The following is a 24,635-nucleotide window of genomic DNA, read 5'->3' on the forward strand; positions in this document are numbered from 1 at the left end:
CCCCCTGCGAATGCCCCACCACCGCAGCCGGCGAAACCCCCACCGATCCCCACAACTCGGCAAGAGAAACCATCACCCCCCACAACACCGGCTGCACCACATCCACCCGGTCCAGCGATCCCCCACCACGCAACACATCCAGCAACGACCAGTCCACGAACTCACGCAACGCCCGGTCACACGCACCGACCCGCTCCGCGAACACCGGCGAGAAGTCCAACAGCTCGCGGGCCATCCCCACCCACTGCGAACCCTGACCAGGGAACACGAACACCACACCCGACGACGCCCGCGCCACTCCCGAGACCACGCCGGGCGCCGGCTGCCCCGCCGCCACCGCGGCCAGCCCACCGCGCAACTCCCCACGATCGGCGCCGAGCACCACGACCCGGTGTTCCAGCTTCGCCCGGGTGGTCACCAGCGACCACGCCACGTCCACCGGTTCCACATCGTCCACAATGGACAGCAGCCGCTCCGCCTGCCCCCGCAACGCCGCCGCGGTCCGCCCGGACACGACCCACGGCAGCGCAGCCGCACCGGCCGCCCGGGGCGCACCGGTCACCGGCTCCGCGTCAGCCGGCGGGTCCGCGTCCAGTGCCTGCTCGATGATCACGTGCGCGTTCGTTCCGCTGACGCTGAACGACGACACTCCCGCCCGGCGCACCCGGGCGGACTCCGGCCAGGCCATCTGCTCGGTCAGCAGCGACACCGCGCCGGCCGACCAGTCCACGTGCGGCGTCGGCGAATCCACGTGCAGCGTCTTCGGCAGCACGCCATGCCGGATCGCCTGCACCGTCTTGATCACACCGGCCACCCCGGCGGCGGCCTGGGTGTGCCCGATGTTCGACTTGATCGAGCCAAGCCACAGCGGCGTTTCCCGGTCCTGGCCGTAGGTGGCCAACAGCGCGGTGGCCTCGATCGGGTCACCGAGCCTGGTGCCGGTGCCGTGCGCCTCCACCGCGTCCACATCGGACGCCGCGACCCTGGCGTTGGCCAGGGCCGCGCGGATCACCCGTTCCTGGGACGGTCCGTTCGGCGCGGTCAACCCGTTGGACGCGCCGTCGGAGTTCACCGCCGAACCGCGCACAACGGCCAGCACCCGGTGCCCGTTGCGCTGCGCGTCGGACAACCGCTCCACCAGCAGCACCCCGGCGCCCTCGCCCCAGCCGGTGCCGTCCGCAGCGGCCGCGAACGCCTTGCACCGCCCGTCGGCGGCGAGTCCCTTCTGCCGGCTGAACTCCACGAAGATCCCCGGCGTGGTCAGTACGGTGACGCCGCCGGTCAGGGCCAGGTCGCACTCGCCGGAGCGCAGCGCCTGCACCGCGAGGTGCAGCGCCACCAGCGATGACGAGCACGCGGTGTCCACCGTCGCCGCCGGGCCCTCCAGACCGAGCACGTAGGCCACCCGTCCGGAGATCACGCTGGGCGCGCTGCCGGTCAGCAGATGCCCCTCCACCCCCTGCGGCAGGCTGGGCAACCCGGCGCCGTAGAGCGACGAGGACGATCCGATGTAGACGCCGGTGCGGCTGCCGCGCAGCGACAGCGGGTCGATTCCGGCCCGTTCGACGGTCTCCCAGCAGATCTCCAGCATCAACCGCTGCTGCGGGTCCATGGCCAGCGCCTCGCGCGGCGAGATCCCGAACAGCCGGGCGTCGAACTCGGCCGCGTCGTGCACGAACCCGCCCTCGCGCACGTAGGCGGTGCCGGACCGGTCCGGATCCGGGTCGTAGAGCGCGTCGAGGTCCCAGCCGCGGTCGGTGGGCAGCCCGGTGATGCCGTCCCCGCCGGTGGCCACCAGCTGCCACAGGTCCTCCGGCGTGCGCACCCCGCCCGGGTACCGGCAGCTCATGGCGACGATGGCGATCGGTTCGCGTTCGCGGGCTTCGGCCGCCGACAGGCGGCGCCGGGCCGTTCGCAGGTCAACAGTCAGACGCTTGAGGTATTCGAGATACTTCTGATCGTCCGCCACCCGACGTCACCTTCTCCGCAAGCGGCGGCACCACGAAAAAACGCGGTGCCAACCATTCCACCGTCACCCGAGCCCGACACCGCAGGGATTCTCGTTGCAATTGCGTGATTACATCTGACCGGCCGAATTGCTATGACCATATTGACGGCGGGTGACGCCGAACAACCCCTAGGCACCCCTAGCCAGGGAGTTCATGGAATTCCGCGAAAGTCGTCGGGGTCGCGTCGAGGCGGGTCAGCCACCGGGCCGCCTCGGCGGAGTCCAGCCCGGCGAGCAGTTCCCGGGCGCGGGTCGCCTGCGCCGCGGCCAGCCTCGGGTCGTCCGCCGCGTGCACCTCGGACTGCAGCACCAGCGCCTTGGCGAACCACAGGGTCGCGCCGAGCCGCTCGAAGACCCGGCCGGCGTCGCCGAGATAGCGGGCCCCGGTCGGGCCGTTGCCGCGCAGCAGGGCGATGTCCCCGAGCGCGTACAGCGCCTTGCCCTCGATCATCCGCTCGCCGACCCGCTTGGCGCAGGACAGCGCCTCGAGCACGGCCGGCTCGGCGCTCTCCAGGCAGCCCTCGGCCTGGCGGGCCAGCCCGAGGCCGTACCACGCGTAGGCCTCGCCGATCCGGTCCCCTAGCTGCCGCACAATGACCCCGACCCGCTCGAACTCCTGCCCGGCGAGCTCGACCTCGCCGGTGCCCAGATGCAGGTGCGCGAACCGGTTGAGCACCTGCGCCTCGCCGCGCAGGCACTTCACCTGCCGGCAGATGGCCAGCGCGTCGTCGAGCAACCCGCGCGCGGTGTCGTGGTCGCCCTCGTCCAGCCAGTACGAGGCCATGTCGCGCAGAATGTGCGCCTCGCCCATGCGGTCACCGACGGTGCGCATCAGCTCGATCGATTCCAGATAATTCTTCAGCATGACCGGGAAATTGCCGACCAGCCCGGCGACAATGCCGATATTGCGCAACACCAGGGCGCGACCGTGCGCGTTACCGCCGGACTCGAATATGTCTAGAGCGGAGGCGAAGAATCGCTCGGCCTCGGCCAGCCGCTTCTGGAACATGTTCAGCGTGCCGAGCGAGTAGAGCATGGCCGCCTGGCCGAGCCGGTTTCCGGCCGTCCGGCTCACCTCCAGCCCGAGTTGGCTGGTCTCCCGCCAGTCGTCGAAGAAGCCGCCGGCCTCGAACAGGGTGACCGAGGTGAGCGCCAGGTCCCAGCACATCTCGTCCAGCCCGGCGCCGGCGGCCTGCCGCACGGCGGCCACCAGCGACCCGCGCTCGGTCTTCCACCAGCCCATCGGCTCGTCCGGCACGGTCGTCTGCCAGCCGCCCGGCGGCGCCCAGCGCGGCGCGGTCCCGTGCAGGATCGTGAAGTCCCCGCCGTACTCCCGGCGGTGCGCGGTCTCGGCGAGCGCGAGCCAGCCGCCGAGCACCCGGCCCATCGCCTCCTCGCGGTCGGCCCGGCTCTCGGTCTGCATCAGCCGCTCGAGCGCGTAGACCCGGATCAGGCTGTGCATCCGGTACCGGACCCGCTCGCCGGAGTACTCGACCAGGTCCAGCAGCCGGGCGTCCACCAGGCTCTCCAGCACGTCGGCGGCGTCGTCCAGGCTGGTGCCGAGCAGCGCGGCGGCGGTCCACTCCGGCACGTCGGGCGCCCGGACCAGGGCCAGCAGCCGGAACAGCCGGGCCACCGGGGCGCGCAGGCTGCGGTAGGTCAGATCGATGTTGCACCGCAGCTCCAGGCCGCGGTGGCTGAACTCGTCCAGCCGGCTTGCCTCGTCGGATAATCGCCGGACCAGGGCGCCGATCGCCCAGTGCGGCCGGGAGGCCAGCCGGGCACCGGCGATCCGCAGCGCCAGCGGCAGGCCGCCGCACAGCCCGACCAGGTCGACCGCGGCGCTCTGCTCGGCCCGGATCCGCTTGTCCCCGACGATCCGGGCCAGCAGCTCCATCGACTGCTCGGTGTCGAGCACGTCGACGTCGATCCAGTGCGCCCCCCACAGGCCGCTCAGCCGCATCCGGCTGGTGGCGATCACCGCGCAGGTCGGGCTGCCCGGCAGCAACGCCTGCACCTGCTCCTCGCCGGTCGCGTCGTCGAGCACCACGAGCAGCCGCTTGTCGGCCAGCAGGCTGCGGTACAGCTCGATCCGCTCCTGCAGGTCGTTCGGCATGGCCTGGCCGGTGACGCCGAGCGCGCGCAGAAAGCGCACCAGCAGCTTCGCCGTGGCGTCGGCGCCGTCGGAGTTCTGGATCTCGCCGTAGAGCAGCCCGTCCGGGAACGCGTCGCTCACCTCGTGCGCGGCCCGCACCGCAAGGCTCGACTTGCCGACGCCGCCGCTGCCGTTGATCCCCACGATGCGCACCGCGTAGCGGGGCTGCTCGCCGAGCAGCACCTGCTTGATCTCGTCGATCTGCGCCGTCCGCCCGGTGAAGTCGGCGATGCTGGCCGGCAGCTGGCGCGGGATCACCGGCCGGTCCGGCAGCACCGGCGGCGCTCCGGCCGGCTCGCCCTGGCTGGCCGCGGCCGGCGCCGCCACCCGCTCCAGCTCCAGTGCCTGGTCCCGGTTCAGGATCGCCGACTCCAGCCGCTGCAGCTCATGACCGGGCTCGATGCCCAACTCCTCGACCAGCCGGTGCCGGGTGAGCCGGCCCACCTCGAGGGCGTCGGCCTGCCGGCCGGACCGGTACAGCGCGAGCATCCGGTACCCGGCCAGCCGCTCGCGCAGCGGATACCGGCCGACCAGCGCGGCCAGCTCTCCGATGATCTCCTCGTGCCGGCCGAGGGTGAGATCCAGCCGCACCCGCTCCTCGATCGCGGCCAACCGGCTGTCCTCGAACCGGGACGCCCCGCGCTGCACGGCGGCGCTGTCGATGTCGGCAAGCGGCGGTCCGCGCCACAACTCCAGCGCCTGCCGCAACATGGTCGCCGCGTCGGCGTATCGGCCCTGCTCCGCCTGGCCCCTTGAGCCGGCCACCAGGCGGGTGAACTCCTCGCTGTCCAGGTCCGTCGGGGCGATCTCGAGCAGGTAGCCGGGCGCCCGGGTGCGGATCGCGCCGGGGTGGGCGTGCTCGCCGAACAGCTTGCGCAGGCTGGAGATGCAGGTCTGGATCTGCGCCCGGGCGGTCTCCGGCGGGGAGTCGTCCCACAGCGCCTCGACCAGTTCGTGCACCGAGGTCACCAGGTTGGCGTTGAGGGCGAGGGTGGCCAGCACGATGCGCTGCCTCGGCCCGCCGATGTTGAGTGGCTGGCGGCCGACGGCAAGTTCCAGCGGACCAAGAAGCCTCAACATTGGCTTCCCTTCCCCCTAGTTGCTTCCCGCCCAAGCCAGGCGCCAGCATAGCGGACATAACGCCGCAGCCGGGCAGGTAACGGGCCGTTCCCCGGTCCACAGTCGACGGGCAAAATAGGCCGAGTGGGCGTATCCAGTGGTCAGTTTCTGCGCATGGTGGACCGGCTCCCCGAGGTCGAGCACGCCCACGCGAGGGACTACACGTCGTTCAGCGTGCGCGGCAAGCGGTTCGGCTACCACTGGCCGCGGACCAGGACGGTCGGACTGAAACAGACGCTGTCCGAACAGCTCGCCCTGGTCTCCGAACGTCCGGACGTGTTCGAGGTGCAGTTCACCGCGGGCGGGTTCGGCTGGGTCGTGGTGCACCTGCCCCGGATCGACACCAGGGAGCTGACCGAGTTGCTCTACGAGGCCTGGCGACTGTCCGCACCGGAGCCGCTGGCGGCCGAACATCCGTTGCGGGAGGCGTGATGTCGGTGCTCGGCAACCCGCGGGTAGCCGCCGCCGTCGCGCGGGGGATGCAGGTCATGGTCGCGGCGAGCGCCCGGATCGTCACCCGCCGCAGGGAAACCGTGTTTCCGGAGTTTCCCGGCGACACCGCGCGGATCACCATCCCGACCCCGGTCGCCCCGGCTCCCGCCGTGGTCTACCGCCCCGCGGGCGGGCCGCCGAACCCGCCGGTGCACGTGAACTTCCACGGTGGCGGGTTCGTCCTGCGCGGCGTCTGGTTGGACGATCCGTTATGCCGGTACCTGGCCGCGCGAGCCGGTGTGGTGGTGGTCAACATGGATTACGTGGTCGCCCCGCGGTACCGGTTCCCGGCGCCGGTGCACCAGGCCTTCGAGGCGGTCCGCTGGATCGCCCGGCATGGCGCGGAACACGGGTGGGACGGCACCCGGCTGACCGTCGGCGGGCAGAGCGCGGGCGGCTCGCTGGCCGCCGCGGCGGCCCGGCTGGCGCTGGCCGCCGGCGAACCGCCGATCACGCTGCAGGTGCTGCACTACCCGCCGCTGGACCTGGCCACCCCGCCGCGGGACAAGCGCGCGGCCATCCCCCGGCCGAGGCTGCGGCCCTGGATGGGCGAGGTGTTCGACGGCGCGTACCTGCCGGATCCGGGCCGGCGCACCGATCCGCTGGCCTCCCCGGCCGGCCCGGCCGACGACGCCGACCTGACCGGGATCGCGCCCGCGCTGGTGATCACCGCCGAGTACGACCGGCTGCGCGCCGAGGCGGTCCGCTATGCCGACCGGCTGGCCGCCGTCGGCGCGCTGGCCGAGCACCATGACGTGCCGGGTGCCGACCACGGCTACGACATCGCCGACACCGGCAAGGCGCTGCGGACCTACGCGCTGATCGCCCGGCACGTCGAGCAGGCCGTCGGCCGACCGTGAGGCATCCGGAGAAATCGGTTGACCGCAAGATCCCGGCCAGCGCACGATTCCGGGCATGACGAGCAGGTTGACGCGAGGAGCGCAGCACCGGCCCACCGGCGCGCGCACGGTGACCGACGCCTACCGTCCGCTCCCGTGCCGCCGCGGCTCTCCGCCCTGATGTCCACAGTGGACAATTCCGGAAGCCGCCCATCGGGACAACCGATCAGGCGGCCTTTTTTGTTGCGAACCGACCGGGTACGAGGGAGATGGCAACCCGTCCGCCTTGGGAGCGGAAGACACCGCGTTCGACTCGCGGGTACCCGACGAGGCCGGCACCGGCCTTGGCCCGCCGCCATCCGGCGGCGGGCCGGGTGAGGAACACCCCATCGGGTAGCCATTTCGACCGCCCGCAGCAGCCGACGGGTGCGTCCTGAATCAGCATGGTCACCGGCCGACCCGGCTGCCGCTACGACCACCTCTGGCACCGCCTCGGCCAGCAACTGCCCTGGGTCGGCGAACACGGCATCTCCACCCACTGGCTCAGCCACACCACACTGGCCTGGGTCGAACGGCACTTCGGCTACGGCATCGCCCGCGCCTACGCCGGCCACACCGACACCACCGGCCCAGCCACCACCACCTACATCGAGGCAGCCTGCAGGAAGTCGCCAGCGAAGGGTCTTCAGCGCTCGGGTGTAGGCCAACTCGCTGGTGATGGTGCGCCGTTGGTCGCACGGCTGGCGGTCTTGGTGGCCATAACACTCCCTCGTCGCCGGCGAGGCCGAACAGCCGGCCGTAGTTTGCCTGGCTGCGGTGCTCCACCGCGCTGTCAGCCAGCCCGACCGTGACCAGACGGCGGGTCTGGCGCAGCTAGCCGCGGCCCGGTGGGCCGGATCGGTGATGCTCTGATGCCGAGCCCAGTACCGCGCATGCGCGCCCGTGAGTGCCGTCGCAGGTGACGACCATCTCGCACAGGTCGCCGCTGATCTGGACCGCCGGTCGTTCGCGGTGGGTGAACGGAGTAGCCGAGCCGTCCAGCCGGATGTAGGAGCCGGGTGGTCAGCACGCCAGCCGGTCACCGGCGTCACCCGAGGCTGCGCCAGCAGCGCGGCCCGGGCAGTTGCTTGTCGATGTTCACGGAGGTCACGGTGAGCGTCATGCCGTGCCGGGTGTTGCGGCCCGGCACGCGGAGCTGGATCTCCTTGTCCGCAACCACCCGGTTCGGCCCAGCGGTGGTCGCTGGGCTGAGTAGGCTTGTGGTTTCGGAGTTCGGTCGACGAGGGGAAGTCGCCCGTGGTGGAGATGTTCATCTCGGGTCTGATCGGATGGTTGATCCAGGAGGTGGGCGGGTCCGCCGTACGCAAGATGGGCGATCCGGTCCGCCGTGCGCTGGAACAGGCAGTTCGGGATGCTTTGGCCCCGGCCGCCGCCCAGGTGTACTCGGATACTGAGCGGCGCGAGCACGCGATCGCCTCGCTGTTGGAATGTCCGGTGTATCCGGTTCCCTGTGCCGACGGGGTACCGCTGGCACAGCTGACCACGGCCGTGCGGGTGTGGGTGGCTAGCATCGAATATCCGGTCGGTGCGGACGGTCTTCCGGAGCAGGTGGCTGACCATCATCCGTTGGTCGAACCGTTGTGCACGGAGATCCTGAACGCGATCCGGAAGGAAGCGATCTTCGGTCTTCGCATCTTGCAGCCGCTCTGGAACGAGTACGTTCAGGCCGTTGGTCAGGAGCAAATCGAGCGGCAAATCCGCGATCTTCAGGTTGACCTGCGGGATGTGGGGCGCTCGGTGACCGACGCGCGGAGTCAGCCGACCCGCATCGAGTACTGGCATGTTCCGGTGGCCCGCGCTCCCGGTTTTATCGGGCGAGCCAAGGAATTGGCACGCCTTACCGACAACGGTGACCTGCACCTGATCCACGGAATCGGCGGCGTCGGGAAGACGGCGCTAGCCGTCGAGCATGCCAGCCGGCTCCCGGACCGGTATCCGGACGGTAGGTTGTTCATCGATTTCCAGAGCTACTCGGTGGAATCGGGGCGTCGACCGATGACGGCGGATCAGGCGCTGGCCGAAGTCCTGCCGCTCTGCGGGCTGGACGACCGGCAGGTCGCCGGGATGAGTCCGCAGCAACGAGAAACGACCTGGAAACAGACGATCGCCGGCCGACGCCTCGTATTCGTTTGGGACAATGTGGCCGATGTCGAGCAGATCCGCCCGTTGCTGAGCGGGCAACCCGGTTGCCTGACCCTCATCACCAGCCGTGCCGAGCTTGACCTTCCCGGTGTCCACCGGATGCCGCTTGGCCCGCTCGTCGAGGACGATGCCATTAGCCTCTTCGAGACCATCGCCGGTACAGACAACTGCACCGAGGACGCGGATCTGGTATCGGAGGCCGCAAGGTTGTGCGCCCGAATGCCGCTGCAGATCGGCGTGCACGCGGCCAGCGTGCGGCGTCGACGAACGCTGGCCGAACTGGTCAGCGAGCTGCGCTCGCTGCCATCGGGAGAACGGTTGGCCACGCTGTTCGCCAGTCTGGACCTGTCCTATCAGAACCTGGGCCCCGATGAGCAGCGTGCGCTGCGGGTGCTGGGTAGCCATCCCGGCCCGCATCTGACGGCCGGCACCGCTGCAGCCATGTTGAGTTGCTCGGTCACCGAGGCGGTGCGGCTGTTGGACGAACTGGTGGCCACGAACTTCGCGGATCGCTATCGCGGTAGCTTCGACCGGTATTCCGGCGGCGTCGAGATCCCGGCCGAGCGTGACTTCTATGCCTACGTCACACATGACCTGCTGCGCGACTACGCCCATGCCAAGGCAACCAGCGCGGCGGCCGAAATGTGGCCGACCGCGGGCCGTCTCCTGGACTACTACCGGGACTGGACGAGACGGCACGATAATCGGCTCCCCGCCTGGGTCCAGGCGGAGCGAACCTGCCTGCTCGCCACGCTGCGGCTTCCCCTGCCGTCCAAGACCGTTCAGCGTATGGCCTTGGACTTCGGCCAACTTCTGGCGGAGTTCGGCTGGTATCCCGATGCCGAGGCCGCGTACTGGGTGGCGTTGGGCCGGTCCTGGACGATGCATGACCGGGTTGGTGAAGCCGAAGCATGGACCGGTCTGTCCGAATGTGCTGCGGTGCGGGCGGATTACCGCCAATCGAGAATGTTGCAGCTCCTTGCTCTGGCAATCCATCGCGACCGCGGCGACCGGTCGGCGGTGGCGCAGGCCCTCCTCGGCCTAGCCCATGCCTGCAAGTCTTTGGGCGAATTGGACACGGCCAGCGGCTACCTGCAGGAGGCGCTGGCGATCCATCGCGAACACGGCGACACTCGAGCCGAAGCGAAGACGAAGTGCGCCCTACTCGAGCTGCAAGCCATCGCCGATGACTACCAGTTAACGCCACTGCGGCAGGAGTGGGCCAGGCTGGCCAAGCTCGGCCGCGACCTAGGCGACCGGCGGATCGAAGCCGATGCTCGGTTGAACCTGGCGATATTGGCGATCGATGGCTCCGATGAACATGCAGTCGAAGGGCTCCAGCGAGCGCATCGGCTATACCTTGCCGACGGACATCGACATGGACAAGCCAATGCGCTCTACCACCTTGGCCTAATCGCCTTACATCACGACGACGCCGACGGGACACTGAATCGGCTGACCGAAGCGATGTCCATCTACCGCGAGATCGGTGACACCATCGGCGAACTCAAGACAATTATCCTCCTTGGTGACGTCGCGCTGAACGGGCCGGAGATCGGACCAGCAGAGGCGCTATTCCGCACGGCGCACAAGATCGCGCGAAGCACCGATAGCCGGCTGTGGCAGGCGATCGTCCTGCACCGACTCGCAGCCGTGGCCGTACGGACCGGTGATCGTTGCGCTGCCTGCACTCAGCTGCGGGCGGCGCTGGACCTTGTCCCACCGAAGACGAGGCCCGAGACCCAAATCCGAAGGGCATTGGCCGAGCTCGGTTGTGCCGGGTGATCACGCTTCAGTGGTTTCGGATCAGGCGCTCGGGCTGGTGGATCGGCGTCGAATTCCATGGGGATCGGTTGGGCTTCGGCGATGGACTCCCTCGGCAGGGATATCGCGCCAGCTGCGCTGGTGGCGTTCGTGCGACCGTAGCTGACAACCGGCTCACTCCCCCGCATCTGCCCGCGCGCCAACGCTGGCCATATCGATTCGTGCGGTGCTGCGACCGCTAGCTCGGGCCGATCGCTCGGCTCGGAGTCGGGCGCGGCTTCCCGCTGGCGCGTTGCGCCCGTGGTGGAGTCCATCGCAGCTAATATCAGCGCGATGCTTCTGGCGGAGGGAAACGGTGTCTGAAGAGGACTGGGCTGCTGTTGCGGCTGCGATCGGGCGGCGGGGTGCGGGAGTTGGGCTGGCGGCAGCATCAGTTGGCGCAGCGCTCGCACGTGTCGCAGGCGGTGGTGCGGGAGTTGCAGCATCACACTGTGGAGCGCCAAATTTCCCAGGTACTGACGTCAGTTCGTCGACCAGGTAACTCTGCAGACCACACGCGACAGACCATTTCGACAACTCCACCGCGCGGTCAGGATCACTCGAGCGGGTAGCCGGGGGCGTGGCTTGTCCGGTGACCAGCCGCTACTCCGTGGCCGCAGTGGCAATGAGTTCAGCCGACAACAGTGTTGACGCTCCCAGGACCTCGAGTCCGAGGAGAACCCCTTGCGAGTCGAAGTCGAGGATTATCTCCCCACGATCTGGGGCTGACTCGGCAATGACCTGTCGCACGGCCGAACCGCGGGGCCGCTCCGAAGCGAGATACAGATATAGCGCGTCCTCGGCAGCCGCATAGGTCACATCGAGCAGTTCACTCATCACATCATCCTCCTCCCAAACCCCGCCACGGACCAGTGATCCAGCGACGCTCAAACCGGTTCGGGTGACGAAGCCGGCGACCGGGTCGAGTCATCACGCGCCCGCCGCAATCATCGCCAGCAACGCCATGGTGGGCGACCTGTTGGCACGACCACGAGCCGTGGTGTTCGATCGCCCTTGGACCAGGTTGTCGATCTGCCGAGAGCCGAGGCCACTACCCGGCTACTACTGCACTTCGGCGGAACCCTGTTCGTCCATGGCGCGGTTGAGTTGGTCGAGGACGAATGGCGACGGAAGGCGTTCCTGCTCTAAGCGTAGGTATGTGCCGTGCTCCGTGGGCAGTGCGGCCAGGGCGGCAGTTTCGGGATCGGTGAGGGTGGGATCCGGCGTGTCGGCTCGTGTCTCGTCTTCGACGGCAAGAGCCTTGTGCTCTTCGAGCGTGACCTGGTCCATGAGGACGGAGACGAGGCGTGGCAGCCGGACACGGGCACGTGACAGCAAGGTGAATCCGGCACGGTCAAGATCTCCCCAGTACAGATGGCGGGCGCCGTTCAGCCAACCGATCTCGCCCAGGACGTTGAGGTGGTTGCCAAGCGAGTGAACGACTACGGTTCTGGGCCGGTCGGGAACCAGGTAGGCGGACTCCTTGTTTTCGACGATCAAGACTATCTCCGGATGTATGGGCAGGGCGTCAATCTCCGGCAAGGGGGCACTCAGGTGCCGCAGGCCGCTCACCAATGCGCGATCGGCGGGGTCGGCCAGGATCACGTCGACATGCACAGGCAGCGCCTTCAGCCCTAACGGGTCCAAGTTGTCCTGTCCCAGTTCGTCGTCCGGCTGGTCGGTGTCGCCGTCTCGTTGATCGGCGATGTTGAGGCAAGCTAGGACGAGCCGGCGGTGGTGGGCAAGCCATTTGGTGTGCATGCCTGGCACTGGCACCTGTCGGACCGTCACTCCGGAACGCGGGTTTTCGGTGAACCACGTCGTGGCATCGAGCAGGATCTCGAAGTCGGCATCGTCCAGGTCGACGATCTGCTGCAGATATGGGCGCAACCGCTCCTCGACCACCCCGCCGGGGAGCACCCGGAGCCTCGCCCATCTGGCGTTTGCCCGCAGCCAATGATTGGAGAGGCCCTGGTCGAGGTAGATGAGGTCGTCGACCGTCGGAAGGTCAAGGTGGGTGAAAACCTCCTGGGTGCCCACGATGGTGCGCCGGCTGCCGCCGCGTAGTCGGGCCGTGGGGTGCGCTTCCGACCAAGTTCGCCAGCCCCGCATCCACTGGCTGACCGTGTCGGAATCACGGGCGATCACCTGCGCTGACGGCGCCGCAAGGGGAAATGTAAACGCAACATCGGCGCCGAGTAGGAGCCAGTCGCGCCAGTTTTTGCGGTAGCGCGCACGTATCTTGTCCAGCACATGTTCGGGTTGGTGCATCAATCGTGCTCCTCCTCCAGGCGCAGCGCCTCCTTCATCGTCATCGGGTAAATTCGCACCCGGGCGGGGTGGTCAACATCGACGTTAATGTAGGCGACGGACGCCACGTAATCCTCGAATGCGGTTGCCTTCTCGCGGGGCGCGCCCACGATCAGTTGGAAGCCCAGGGCCTGCAAGGCGGACAGGGATCTGCCGGTGTAGTCGCTGTCGGCCTTGACGAACCCTTCGTCGAGGATGACGGACGCGTAGCTGGGCGGACCTTCGTGGCCTTCGCCGAGGCGGAACCGCAGGGCGGCGCCAAGGATGAAGGCGATTAGCTCCTGGCCTTCGCCGCCACTCATCCCAGAGACACCGTCGTGGACAACTTTGACCCCATCGGGACGGGACTCGATGGCCTGGAACTCGACATGCTCGCGGGCGTCGAACACGCGCCGTCGCCATGCGTCCCCAGCTCGCGACTGGTCGTCGAGTTTGGCCAAGTGGTTGCGCAGCCGGGTGAAAGACTTCTCGACCTGGCCAGCGTCTCGTTCGGTGTCCATACCGACGGTGTTGCTGGTATACCGGGTGATGATCTGACGGAAGTCCTTCAGGTCGCCGCTTGGTCGCTCGACCGGTTCGATGCTCAACGTGGCATCCGTCCGGAACCGCACATGGCGCAGCACGTCGTTGATCGGAGCCAGTCCACGCTTGATGGTCCGCGCGTCATCCTCGATCTGTACGAGCACCCCGCGCAGCTGCCGGTTCATGTCCTCGTCAACCTTGGCCAGCCACGCATCCTTCGCGCGGGGCAGATCGTCGGTCACCAGTTGCTGGTAGATCGCCAACAACGCCGGCAGGGAGTCGATCGTGCCGTCCGTCTCGCGTGCGGTTCGTTCGTCCAGGTTCCGGTAGGCGGCGATGTGGCCCACCACGGCAGCCTCAAGTTTCTCCCGGTCCTGCTGGTGCCGTTCGATCTGATCGCGAAGGTTGACGATCGCGGCCGTCATGCTCGCCGCGACCCCGGCTGTGCCGGCAGGCGCGGTGAACGGGGTGACCGCGAGCGCGGCACGCTCCTCGGTGGTCAGCGGCGGTGCCGCATCGACGCTGTCCTTCGCGTCATCCACGACCGAGACGAGATCGCCCCACTCCCCGTCGAGTCTCGCCTGCTCCTTCTCAAGTCGATGCACCTCGCTGCTCGCGGCCACCGCGTTGCCACGTTGCGTCTGCAACAGCTCCATCAAGTGCGCGATCTGGGGAGAGTTGGCCTGCACGAGCTGGGCTTCGAGCTCGCCGATCCGCTCCTGGGTTGCTGACCTGTCGATCCGCTCCCAGGTCAGATCAGTGCGAAGCGCTCGCAGCTCCTCCCGGCGGATGCGAGCCGACTCATGGCGCAGGTTGGATTCCTTCGCCACCGCGTCAGCCACCTGGAGTTCGCGTTGGATCGACTCGAGCTCCTCGTCCAGCTCCTGCAGCAGCCGGCGGGTATCCCATCCGAGCCAGGGATAACGCGGGCGACGGTCGTCCTTTGTGAACCGATGCCGCGAGCCAGTGCGCATGCCGGCCGGAGTGATCGCACCCAGAGCCCGCGCGGGACGCTTGTCGTCCAGTTCGGCTTCGGTCTCCACACAGAAATAGTTCGCGGTCTCGTTCAGCTCGCCTGCCAGCCACCCTTGGAACGGGTGGTCGGCAATGTCGAGCAGAGCCGGGACTCCACCGTCCATCGGAGCTGGTCTCGGTCTGTCGGAGACAGCGGGCGCGATGGTGATCGAGCCTTCCATGTCGTGGTCGTGCACGTATCGGCGCACCCGGGCGAAGTCACGACTATCGACCAGGAGAGTGCTCGACAGTCCCAGCAGCAGGCCAACGACCGCCTTCTCCCACCGACGGTGCTCGGGCTTCACCTGAAGCAGCTCACCGGCGTACCGAAGCCAGCCGGTCTCGATGCCAAGAGCAGAGGCGATCCGATTGCGACGTGCATCGGCGTCCCCTGGGATGAGAGTGCACCGTGCTTTTAGCCCAGCAATTTCGTGTTCCTTCGCTCTAGCATCAGTACGGAGCTGCCAGAGTCGCCCAGATGCCCGAGTCGCCGCCTCGGACGCCGCCTGCAGCGCTTCCGCTTCCTTCGAGGCAAGATCATCAAGGTTAACGAACGTGAGTGTGACGTCGCCCGGTGATGTGGGCAGGGGCAACCCGAACACAGCGAGTCGGCTTTCGAACTGACGCCGCTCTCGCTCGACCGACTCCAGCGCTTCTTTCGCATGCTCGAGCTGAAGCTTGACGATCTCAGACCGGTCACCTCCGGCCGCGGTGAGCTGTGCGATCGTGTCCTTCTCGCGCCGGTCGGCGGCGTCAGCCGTCTTCACCGCGGCTGCGTGCTCTTCGTCGACCTCCGCCTTGTGGAGGCGGTTGTCCTCGATTGCCTTCTCGGCCCACTCGGCCACCTTCCCCGCATGCCATACGTGAATCCGCGCCCGGCCGTCGCCGGTCAGCAGCCTGCTCTTGGCCATGTAGTCCGCGCCGGCGGCGTGGTACTTCTCGGCGATAACAGGAAGGGGCGCGAGCGTCTGAGTGCGGCGGCGTGCCGCTTCGAATTCCTCATACAGCCGTGACGCCTCCCGGTATGCCTCGAGGGCAACGTCCCACCTGGTCAACGCAAGTGGCTCGGTGAGCACGAAGTCCTTGAACAGGGCGTTGATGGAGAAGATGCCCTTGGACGCCTGGGCTCGCCGCAGCAGTTGCATGGCCAAGCGCTGTGACTCGTCGGTGGAGCCCATGCCCATGACGGTGCGCATCTTCGCGTGCACACGCGCCTGTGAGGGGTCAACCACGTCGCCTCGGGCCAGGTCGATGAGACGTTCCAGGGATGTCTTCGACAGCGGGGAGGCCCCCTGGCGAACGGCAGTGATTCCATTGAGGTGCGCCAGGTCGAAGCGGTCGTGGACGAATCCGTAGACGGTGGTCGCGTTGACCGCCTCCGGTCCGTCGGCGTCCTGACTGACCCACGCCAGCCGAAACGACGTGACGCGGCGCCCAGCACCGGTCTCCCATGTGATCGCGGCACCGCAGGGGAAGCCTGGCCCACCGGGCGGCCGCAGGTAGTTCGTCGTCGCGGAGCGCCTGTTCTCGTCCTGTCTCTGGTCGGTGTGACCGCGAGCGTAGGAATAGACGGTCCGCTCACGCTTCTTACCGCGGTCGTCGCGGGCAGCCTGGTTGAACTCCTGCGGATTGGGCAGGATCACCGAGGCCATCGCGTCCAGCAGGGTGGACTTGCCCCGTCCGGACGGGCCGACGATCGCGGTGCCCGACCGCGCCACGGTCATGGTCTGCAGACCTGAGTACGCACCCCAGTTCAGGATCTGCACCTCGCTGATGCGGAACTGTGCGGACTCTTGCCCGTCGGCGACGACCAGAGGCAGAATCTCCTGCTCATCCGGGCCGGCGGCCGCTGGAGGCGTGGTCATGCGAGATCCTCGCCGATCTCCTCCAGCTTGGGCTCCTCAGGCAGGGCGGCTTCCGCAGCCGCCTGGCTGAAGTACCGTTCCATGCGCATTACCTCATCGGCGCCAATCAGAGGAACGACGGCAGGTGAAACGGTGAACAGGTAGTCCGCGTCCGGGTCCGGCGTCAGCAGCTTCAGCTCGGCCACAGCGCGGATAGCCGTCTCCACACGACGCTCGAACTTGGCCTCGTCGCCATCGCCGTCCTCACGGAACGGGCGTAGGAATTCAGCCACCTGGGCTCGGGTGATCATGACCGGATCATCGGTCGCATCGGTGTACGTGTGTTCCTTACGCAGGTGTATCAGCAGCAGGGACGCGTCACGGTGTAGCGGCTTGTCGCGGCGCAGCAGCCTCGGCGCGTCATCTGCCGGGTCTTGGCGCTTGAACGCGACCTCGTAATCCTTGTCGACGATGAGGAGCAGGTACATGTCGGCGAGACGCTCACGGATCTCGGTCTCGTACGTCAGCAGCGCGTCCCACGCGGATCGGTTTCCAGACCGAGTGATGAATCGTTTGGTCAGCAAGGTCGTCAGCGCCCGCCGTGCCGCGGACGGCAGTTGGGAGCCTCCTGGGCTGTCCGGTTCGTCGTCTTCGAACCCGTACTCGTCCACGTCATCGCTGGACACCGAGTCGTCGTCGACAACGGTGATGCGCTCGCTCACGGCGCCTCCTTCGTGGGGACGGGGGTGTCGAAGGCGAGGTGCGGCAGCGTGGTCATCAGGACGCTGGCCCGCTTCCCGGACAGCCGCACTGTCTCGACGAGGTCGATATCGACCTGCCCGTGCATGACAGCGAGATCAAGCAGGCTCACCAAGGTGCCCAGGCGCTGGAACTCCGCAGGGGTTTCGTCAAACACCTCGGCGCCAGTCACCACCTCTCGGTTGGCGAGCAGCTTGTTAATGGTCCGCCCGACGGCACGCGGACTGGTACCGGCTGCCAGCCGAAGGGCGTTCCGGTCCTCGGTGGGCAGCGTCCTGCGCTGGTCGGTGACTTCGACAACGACCTCCTGTGGGCCATGGTCTCGCCACAACTGGGTCTGGGAAATGTCAACGACGGCGAGCGGACCCACGCCGAGCACATCCTGCGGCACATGCCGCTGCCCGGGCTCGGCCTGTACCCAGGTCGCGCCGGCATACAGGGCACGGTCGGCGAGGCTAAGCAACCGCTGGTGACGACCATGGGCGGCACGAGTGAGAAAACGACGCAGAGACGCGGACCAGCGCACGTAGCTGTTCTGCACGTCGAGCTCCGCGGCAAGGAGAGTCGACAGCACACCGTCGAGTTCCTCACGCTGTGCGACAGTCATGTGCTCGACCGCGAACTCCTGCCCGAGGATCTGGTCGATGTCGGCGCGCAACTGTTCGGACTGCCTGGACGACAGCAGCCGGGAGAACCCGAGATATGCCGTGCCCTGACTCGTCTTCGACAGCAGATCGTTCTCGCGAAGGTACTCCTCGACGAGCTCCGCTTTGGGCGGTCCCTGGACCATGGCCCGCCGCGCGACCTCCTGGTGACGGTCCTCCACCATGGTCCGCAGCTGCCGGAAGTCGGCAGGCAGTGACCGTGTCATGGCGAGAATCTCGCGTAGCTGTTGCCTCATCTCCTCCAGAGTCGCCAGCCGCAGCCGACCGGAGCCGACGTCGGCGCGTCGCTTGCGCAACTCCGCGATCTGCTGATCGATACGCCGCACCTGGACCTCGCGGTCTGGATTCGTCATGTCAGCCAGGAGCCTCACCGCATGCGAGATAGAGCCAAGACGGGCGCCGCTGACGGTCGTCTCACCCTCAACAAGCTCGCGGACGAACCGCAGCGCACGCAACGTGTAGGGCGACAGGCGATACTTCAAGCGTCCGTTGAGTGTCTCGGTCTCCAACCAGCGCTTCTCGACCCAGTCGCGGCAGTGTTCGGCCGGTGTGACATTGCTCTGCCACTCAGGGATCTGTTCGCGCGCCTCGGCAACTCGTTCGTGGAACCACTCAGCGGAAACCGATCCATCGACCTGCTCAAGGTGCTCAGCGAACAGCGGCAACACCCAGTCTCGCGAGTACGCTTTGAGCAGCGTCAAGGTCGGGTTGGACTCCAATGTCGCCCGGATCCGTTCGCTTGTGATCTCCATGACCGCCAATCACGTCGCGCTTTCATGCCAGCGAGTTAAGCCGCGATGCCCAGCAGTTCGTTCTTGATCCTCCACAGTCACCCCTCGCTGCACACAGCCCACTTGCCATCCAGAAGCCGCAAGGTAGGTCGGTCGAGCGCGTCCTGCGCACGCGCGAGTTCACTGACGACCACGCTCATCTACCCTCCCGACCGCTGCAAAGGGTCCCTCTCATGACGAGGGTAAAGCCGACTACCGACAGTTCTCGGCTTCGACACCAACACAGACTGGTCGGCGGTCAGCATCAGCGATCTTCCCTCCGTTGCGGGCCTGGATGTCTTGTTGCGGCAGTCGTCATCACCCCGCCTCGCTGTTACACCGAGTGACCTGGGTGAGCACGAGTGATAGCCACGGCGCAAGCTCGCGTGTCGCCGCTGTGCGCGGCAGCCGAGGATCGGGCAAGGCGATCGAGGTCGCGAAGCGCATCGGCCAAGCTGCGCGGAGTCATCATGCTGGCCGCCGCCGCACCTCGAGCAGTCTTAGCAGCACGACCACCGCCTGCCTCGCCGCCGCGCCAAACCCACGAACAGGCAGCCCTGCTGCACGACAACTGGCCGCACTCGGCCGCACCAACACCGCCGTCCACGAACGCCAAACCACTGAACACCGCCACCATCAACCGCGACACCCCGAGGGCTCACAGATCACCTGAGTCAGAGGCGGGCACACTCACCGCGGCCCGCAACAACTGCCGCCACCCCGTACGTGTCACTCGGCTATCCGCTCGTCCAGCAGAGGCAGGCGGATCTGTTCCCCTCGGAGGTCAGATCCACCATCCGGAGCAGTGTCCGGGTGCCGGGCTATCGTGTTGGCATGGCCTCCCCCGCCCCAGCGCCGGACCCGAGCATTCCGCCAGCCGATCCACAGGCCATCCGGGCGTGCCTGACCCCGACGCTGGCCGCCGAGTTCGACCATGAGTGGGGCATCGTGCTCGACCGGGTCAAACAGTCCCAAGACCTCACCGACCTGCACGAGTTGCTGGCCAAGTGGCGCCATACCGTCCACCTCGAACTGCGCGACCCGGGCGCTACCTATCGCCTGCTGGCCAAGGCCGAGCAGATCCAGCGCGCCGGTCACAACCCCGACGCCGCCCCGATCGACCTGCAGGCGCTGATCCAGCAGCGACTCGGCCACTAGGTTGTACCGGATCATCCCCGACACCACCGTGCCGGAGCAGATCACCGCCCTGCCCTCTCAGGCACTCCCGCACCTCGCCGAGGTCTTGGCCACCCTGGAACTCACCCCGTGGAACGGTCGACCCCACCACGAGGACAACCCGAAGGGTGCCGTCCGGCGATGGACGTTCGGACCAGATCAGGCCGGTCACGTCATTTACCTCATCCTCGACGACCAGCGAGAAGTCCACCTCCTCCTCGTCCAATGGCTCGACCTCGCCGGCCACTGAACCACCACCCACATCGACACCGGCCACGTTGACATCACCGGCCTCACCGTCATCTACATCGAATCCCACCTCCAGGAAATCGGCACGCCCTCGTCGGCATGACCAGCCAAATCTCACCTCTCGCTCTCGATGCTGGCTTGGTGAGATGAAGCGGCCATCGTGAGCCTGGAAATCACGCCCGGACCTGTTACTCAGCCGCGGACGTGCCCAGCCCTTCGGCACATCGATCCAGCGAATGTAGGTCCGGGTGCACGTCGTCGGCGGCCTTGGCACGCGGACCAACTATTGGTGCGGCCCGTCCGTTGCCGCTCCGTCCCAGAGCGCGGCAAGGCTGATCAGGAAGTGGTCGAGATCGTCCTCGTGAAGCCAAGCGGCAACGTAGTCCTCGGAAGCACTCACCATTGCGCCTTGCGGCTGAGCAGATGTCGACCGGGCAACAAGTCGCTTGAGAAACCCGATCACGAGGGCTTCCACACCGGGCAGGAACTTCTCCTCGATGCGGTCCGCGTGCTGTGGCAGGTCGAGTTCGACGCATATTTCGGCGCGCTGCCGGTTGATGCCCAGGAGCCCCGGAAGGCCATGCTCGGCAGCCAGTTCCGCAGAGACCGTCGACTTCGCCATAGCCACAGGATGGCAGACCCACTTGGCGACGCCGGCCATTGGCACGCCATCGGGCGCCAATTGCTGGCGCCACCACGGGCGCCGTCCCGACGAGCCGTTGGCTACCCGGTCCACCCTGGCTGACCCGAATATCAGCCTCGGTGGACCACTCGAACGGGTGAATCTTCGGCGACGGGTAAGGCCCTTGTCCGCTGTGTCATGGGAGGCAGGACCGGCGGCTCCGTTCATTCGGCGCCATCTAATTGGTTTGTCGTGGGGGTCGTGCCGGCAACGATGAAGCGATGAGTCAGAACGTGTTATCTGAGCGGCCGGGTCGGATGCGGGAGCGGTTGATCGCCGCCCTGATTCCGGACACGGTCGGGCTCGCCGAGGCGGTGCCGCCGACGGCGTTGCCGTTGTTGCCGGCGCTGCGCCGGGTCGAGGAAGCGGGGCCGGCCGCGTTGCTGGTCGCGACGGCGCGGATGGATCGGTCCGGCCGGGTGGGTGAGCGGCTGTTGCTGCGCGCGTTGGGCTGGCGGCCCGGAACGCGGCTGGACATGGACACGATGTACGGCATGGTCGTGATCGCCGCCGCCCCGACCGGCGCCTACGTTGTGGATCAGCGGGGCGCGTTCGGGCTGCCCGCGGGGTTGCGTCACTTGTGCGGGATCTAGCCCGGCCCGCCCCTTGTGTTGGCCGCGGCGATCGGCGAGCAGGTGCTGGTTGTGCATCTGGCCGAGGTCGTGGCCCGGCTGCTGGCCGGCCACTACACCGACCTGCTGGGTGTGAGGTCATGACGGGCGAGCTGCAGCGGGTGGCCACTGCTCGGCGATTGCTGGCCGAGCTCGGCGTCACCCTCGCCGACTTGGTCGCGCACGACAACCAGGTGGGGTTGCCGACCTGGGCGGACTACCTGCCCCAGGTGATCGCCGCCGCTGGGCCGGGTGCCGGTCGCACGTATGGCACGTATTGGGCGCGGATGGCGACCGCTTGGGGCTCGCGCACCCTGCTCGAGGTCGCGGCCAGCGACATCGAGGCCATGCAGCACGCCATGGCCGGCACCGCGCGCTCCCGACGCAACAATCGCAGCGGCCGCCACGCCGGCGAACACGTCATCGCCGCCGCCCGCGCGGTCTACAACCGGGCCATCGCCGACGGCCTCATCCCCGCCACCGCCAGCCCCGCCCACAAAGTGGCCAAACCCCGCCGCCTGCCCAACACCCGCCGCGCGCTGGCCCCCAGTGAGTTGATCGAAATCAACACCACCGCCCGCACCAGCGGCAACGACACCATCCTCGACGCCCTCCTGCTCCGCCTACACACCGAAACCGCCTGCCGCCGCGGCGGCGCCCTCGGCATCCGCCGGGCCGACCTCGACCCCGACCGCTGCCTGGTGCGGCTGCGGGAGAAAGGCAACACCCTGCGCTGGCAACCCCTCAGCCCCGCACTGGCCGCCTGTCTGGTTGAGCACGCCGCCGCCCGCGGCGCCGTGCTGCCCACCGACGTCCTGTTGCGCTACCGCGACGGCCGCGCATTGACATCGCGGCGCTACGACCACCTCTGGAATCGCCTCGGCCAACACCTGCCCTGGGTCGCCGAACACGGCATCTCCACCCACTGGCTGCGGCACACCACGCTGACTTGGGTGGAACGGCACTTCGGCTACGGCATCGCCCGCCCCTACGCCGGCCACACCGACACCACCGGACCAGCCACCACCTACATCAAAGCCAGCCTCCAAGAAGTCGCCACCGCCCTGGCCGCCATGACCGGACAACCCCACCCCCTCGCCACCCCATAAACTCCCGCCACAGAGCCCCGTCGGCGTGTCCGCCTTGACCGCCACGGTGCTATCGTCTGTACACTCTGGAGCGTGAAATCTCCGGGATTCCCGGGGATTTCAGGGGAATTCCGTACCGAGTCCCCCCTCGGACACGTCTTACACATCGTCACACGGCGATCGCGCAGGTGACGAGCACGCCACCGAAGCTGCAGTCGAGGATGTCGAGTCCACGTCGTATTCACGCCATCAAGCGCACCGTCACCGTCGACGATGCGTACTCTCCTTAAGCTAGGGGCCGGTTGGTGACCAGGCTCCGTCTAGCCACGTGGTTAGCGACAGCTCGTTGCACCGCCAATGCCCGGCGACCTGGTTGCCGGGCAGTTCTCCTGCCGCCATTGCCGCGATGACGTCGGCTGGGACGAGCCGGAGCGCCGCCGCCACCTCCTCGGCGGTCAGCGTCCTAAGCGACGTCCCGTTCGATGGTGGCGATGCACTGGTGGGCTCGGCCGTCATGGACGGAGACGGTGTGGCGGCCGGACCGCGTGACGCCGCAGGAGCGGCCTCGCCCTTCCGTGCTGCTCGGGAGGGCGGACCGGGATCCAGCGGTCCTACTAGAGAGGCCTCGGTCGTCAGTGCCGGTGGTCCTGTCGGGTCAGGATCCTGCGGTTGTGCGGGCTCGACCTCGGTCGGTGGGGCGGGCGGGACTGGTTCTGGGGGGCTACCGCCGCTAGGGGTTGGCCGGGCCAGGTATGCGCCCGCGCCCAGACCCAGCAGCCACAGCAGCGCCATGTCGAGCGGCTCGGCCGCGAGCACGCTGGTGCAGCCGAGCCAGACCAGTGCCAGCGCGGCCAGCGTCCAAGGAGATCGAGCGGTCATCCCTCACCTGAATCATCCGAGGGGCACGACCCGTACATCATCGCCTCCCGGCCCGGCGATCCAGTGGTGACTCGCGGGGTGACGCGGCACGCGATGCGGACCTATGCTTCTCTTTTCGGTTGGCTGGGGGGTGACCCCGATGCGTCGACACCGCGGCATCGCGCGACAGCGGATCCTGTCGCTCCTCCTGCTGCTGCGCGAGTACGGCCAAGACGACGGCTGGCCGAGCCTGCAGGGGCGGCGGCGAAAGCTGTCCCTGATCAAGTGCCCGGCGTGCGGCAGGGTCGGCGAAGCGCGGGGCAACCAGATGTGCCACGGAGGCAAGCACCGACGGCACCCGCCGCGGCAGACCGTCGCCGCCGACCCTGCCGATCGCGCCCTGCTCGATCCGCACGACCCACCGATCTACAGCTGAGCCCGACCATGGAGATGTTCTTCGGCCGGATCGGGACGCGGTTCCTCTTCGTCACCGTGCTGCCGCAACTTCTCTTCTGCGCTTATGTGGGCTTGCTGCTCGCGGCAGGAGCGCCGACCCGCCCGCCGAGCCTGAAGGCTGCCACGCACTTCCTGAACACCATGACGTGGCGGGAGATGGTATTCGTCCTCCTCGGCGTTGTCGCTGTGGCAGTGGCGCTGCATCCGGCCCAGTATCCGCTGATCCAGCTTCTCGAGGGGTACTGGGCGGAGGTCCCGCTCGGACCGGTGCTGTCGCGGTGGGCCCTACGCCGTCGGGTGGCCGAGCACACCCGGGTTCGCCGGCTCTACAACGCGCCGGCCGCGGCCAGCGCCGAGGAACGCCATCTCCGGTGGTGGGCTGACACGCGTATGGCGTGGCTCCCTGTCGACCCGAACGACCTGCTGCCGACCACACTCGGGAACACGTTGCGGATCGGCGAGATCCGTGCGGCCAGCCGCTACGGCATGGACGTCGGCGTGGTGATGCCGCGGCTGTTCGCGGTCATGGGACCGGAAGTCCGCGATCAGCTCAACGGCCGTCGCAACCAGCTGGACGCGGCCGCGAGGATGTGCGCGCTCTGCCTCGTGGCGACCATGGTGAGCGTTCCCCTGCTGCTGCCGCAGGGGACGTGGCTGTTTCTCCCTCTGGTTACGCTTGGCGCGGCCTGGCTCTGCTATCGAGCGGCGATCGCGGCCGCGCGGGCCTACTGCGTGCAGATGGCCACGGCCGTCGACCTCCACCACCGGGACTTGTGGTGCGCACTTGGGCTGCCGGTGCCGCCCGACCTGGCCGACGAACGCACCCGGGCCGAGGAGATCTGCGACTTCCTCAGCGGTGAGCCAATTGGGCCGAGCCAAGCGCGCGCGATCAGGTGGGCGTCAACCCCACCACCCTAGCCGCTGTCACCGAAACTATGGAGACACGGGCTGTAGATGCACGGACGTGCCCGTCCTGCCAGGGATGCTAATGGTTGAGATGAACACTAACAGCG

The 24,635-nt window shown here is 67.9% G+C and carries 18 protein-coding genes and 1 pseudogene; 10 read left to right on the top strand and 9 right to left on the bottom strand.

Annotated features, from left to right (window positions below):
• Positions 1-1,969 (bottom strand): type I polyketide synthase (locus VFV67_RS09565; RefSeq protein ID WP_326468874.1); only part of this gene is annotated, 1,969 nt, incomplete at its 3' end.
• A 178-nt stretch (positions 1,970-2,147) separates the two neighbouring features.
• Positions 2,148-5,243: an AfsR/SARP family transcriptional regulator gene (locus tag VFV67_RS09570; RefSeq protein WP_326468876.1), complete on the bottom strand. Its 3,096-nt coding sequence runs from the start codon at positions 5,241-5,243 to the stop codon at positions 2,148-2,150.
• Positions 5,244-5,366: 123 nt separating this feature from the next.
• Here VFV67_RS09570 and VFV67_RS09575 point away from each other — a divergent pair, with 123 nt between their 5' ends.
• Positions 5,367-5,714 (top strand): MmcQ/YjbR family DNA-binding protein, encoded by a 348-nt coding sequence (locus VFV67_RS09575; protein ID WP_326468878.1) that lies wholly within the window; start codon positions 5,367-5,369, stop codon positions 5,712-5,714.
• On the top strand, positions 5,714-6,634 hold the full coding sequence (locus tag VFV67_RS09580; protein WP_326468880.1) for an alpha/beta hydrolase fold domain-containing protein: 921 nt from the start codon (positions 5,714-5,716) through the stop codon (positions 6,632-6,634). The genes VFV67_RS09575 and VFV67_RS09580 overlap by 1 nt, the downstream gene beginning before the upstream one ends.
• Before the next feature lie 1,066 nt (positions 6,635-7,700).
• On the opposite strand, the gene VFV67_RS09585 is transcribed toward VFV67_RS09580, so the two are convergent.
• Entirely contained in the window at positions 7,701-7,832 is a 132-nt protein-coding gene (locus VFV67_RS09585; RefSeq protein ID WP_326468881.1) for a hypothetical protein, read from the bottom strand.
• An 86-nt stretch (positions 7,833-7,918) separates the two neighbouring features.
• On the opposite strand from VFV67_RS09585, the gene VFV67_RS09590 reads away from it, so the two are divergent.
• Together VFV67_RS09590 and VFV67_RS09595 are read left to right on the top strand one after the other, a co-directional pair.
• Positions 7,919-10,600 (top strand): NB-ARC domain-containing protein, encoded by a 2,682-nt coding sequence (locus VFV67_RS09590; RefSeq protein WP_326468901.1) that lies wholly within the window; start codon positions 7,919-7,921, stop codon positions 10,598-10,600.
• Positions 10,601-10,934: 334 nt separating this feature from the next.
• A pseudogene (locus tag VFV67_RS09595) lies at positions 10,935-11,088 on the top strand (XRE family transcriptional regulator); the annotation flags it as partial.
• Positions 11,089-11,221: 133 nt separating this feature from the next.
• Here VFV67_RS09595 and VFV67_RS09600 read toward each other — a convergent pair.
• The 5 genes from VFV67_RS09600 to VFV67_RS09620 form a co-directional block, all read right to left on the bottom strand.
• Entirely contained in the window at positions 11,222-11,455 is a 234-nt protein-coding gene (locus VFV67_RS09600; protein ID WP_326468882.1) for a DUF2283 domain-containing protein, read from the bottom strand.
• Between the two features lie 225 nt (positions 11,456-11,680).
• On the bottom strand, positions 11,681-12,889 hold the full coding sequence (locus VFV67_RS09605) for a Wadjet anti-phage system protein JetD domain-containing protein (protein WP_326468883.1): 1,209 nt from the start codon (positions 12,887-12,889) through the stop codon (positions 11,681-11,683).
• Complete coding sequence (locus VFV67_RS09610) at positions 12,889-16,329, bottom strand: ATP-binding protein (RefSeq protein WP_326468884.1); 3,441 nt, start codon at positions 16,327-16,329, stop codon at positions 12,889-12,891. Before VFV67_RS09610 ends, VFV67_RS09605 begins: the two co-directional genes overlap by 1 nt.
• On the bottom strand, positions 16,326-17,030 hold the full coding sequence (locus VFV67_RS09615) for a DUF4194 domain-containing protein (protein ID WP_326468886.1): 705 nt from the start codon (positions 17,028-17,030) through the stop codon (positions 16,326-16,328). Before VFV67_RS09615 ends, VFV67_RS09610 begins: the two co-directional genes overlap by 4 nt.
• On the bottom strand, positions 17,027-18,484 hold the full coding sequence (locus VFV67_RS09620) for a DUF3375 family protein (protein ID WP_326468888.1): 1,458 nt from the start codon (positions 18,482-18,484) through the stop codon (positions 17,027-17,029). Before VFV67_RS09620 ends, VFV67_RS09615 begins: the two co-directional genes overlap by 4 nt.
• Before the next feature lie 852 nt (positions 18,485-19,336).
• Between VFV67_RS09620 and VFV67_RS09625 the strand changes: the two genes are divergently transcribed.
• On the top strand, positions 19,337-19,660 hold the full coding sequence (locus VFV67_RS09625) for a DUF6247 family protein (protein WP_326468890.1): 324 nt from the start codon (positions 19,337-19,339) through the stop codon (positions 19,658-19,660).
• 28 nt (positions 19,661-19,688) lie between these two features.
• Positions 19,689-19,928 carry a hypothetical protein gene (locus VFV67_RS09630; protein ID WP_326468891.1) on the top strand — a complete coding sequence of 80 codons (240 nt, stop codon included), beginning with the start codon at positions 19,689-19,691 and terminating at the stop codon, positions 19,926-19,928.
• A 282-nt stretch (positions 19,929-20,210) separates the two neighbouring features.
• Here VFV67_RS09630 and VFV67_RS09635 read toward each other — a convergent pair whose 3' ends face one another.
• A complete protein-coding gene (locus VFV67_RS09635; protein WP_326468892.1) occupies positions 20,211-20,549 on the bottom strand; it encodes a hypothetical protein in 339 nt (112 codons plus the stop codon).
• A 293-nt stretch (positions 20,550-20,842) separates the two neighbouring features.
• On the opposite strand from VFV67_RS09635, the gene VFV67_RS09640 reads away from it, so the two are divergent.
• The 4 genes from VFV67_RS09640 to VFV67_RS09655 all read left to right on the top strand — a co-directional run bounded on the left by VFV67_RS09640 (position 20,843) and on the right by VFV67_RS09655 (position 24,540).
• Positions 20,843-21,202, top strand: coding sequence for a hypothetical protein (locus tag VFV67_RS09640; protein WP_326468893.1), 360 nt, complete (start codon positions 20,843-20,845; stop codon positions 21,200-21,202).
• 119 nt (positions 21,203-21,321) lie between these two features.
• On the top strand, positions 21,322-22,329 hold the full coding sequence (locus tag VFV67_RS09645; RefSeq protein WP_326468895.1) for a site-specific integrase: 1,008 nt from the start codon (positions 21,322-21,324) through the stop codon (positions 22,327-22,329).
• A 997-nt stretch (positions 22,330-23,326) separates the two neighbouring features.
• Positions 23,327-23,602, top strand: coding sequence for a hypothetical protein (locus tag VFV67_RS09650; RefSeq protein WP_326468897.1), 276 nt, complete (start codon positions 23,327-23,329; stop codon positions 23,600-23,602).
• A gap of 8 nt (positions 23,603-23,610) precedes the next feature.
• Positions 23,611-24,540 carry a hypothetical protein gene (locus VFV67_RS09655; protein ID WP_326468899.1) on the top strand — a complete coding sequence of 310 codons (930 nt, stop codon included), beginning with the start codon at positions 23,611-23,613 and terminating at the stop codon, positions 24,538-24,540.
• The last annotated feature ends 95 nt before the right edge of the window (positions 24,541-24,635 follow it).

Source organism: Actinophytocola sp. (assembly GCF_035762905.1).
In the GTDB taxonomy this organism is placed as follows: domain Bacteria; phylum Actinomycetota; class Actinomycetes; order Mycobacteriales; family Pseudonocardiaceae; genus DASYTH01.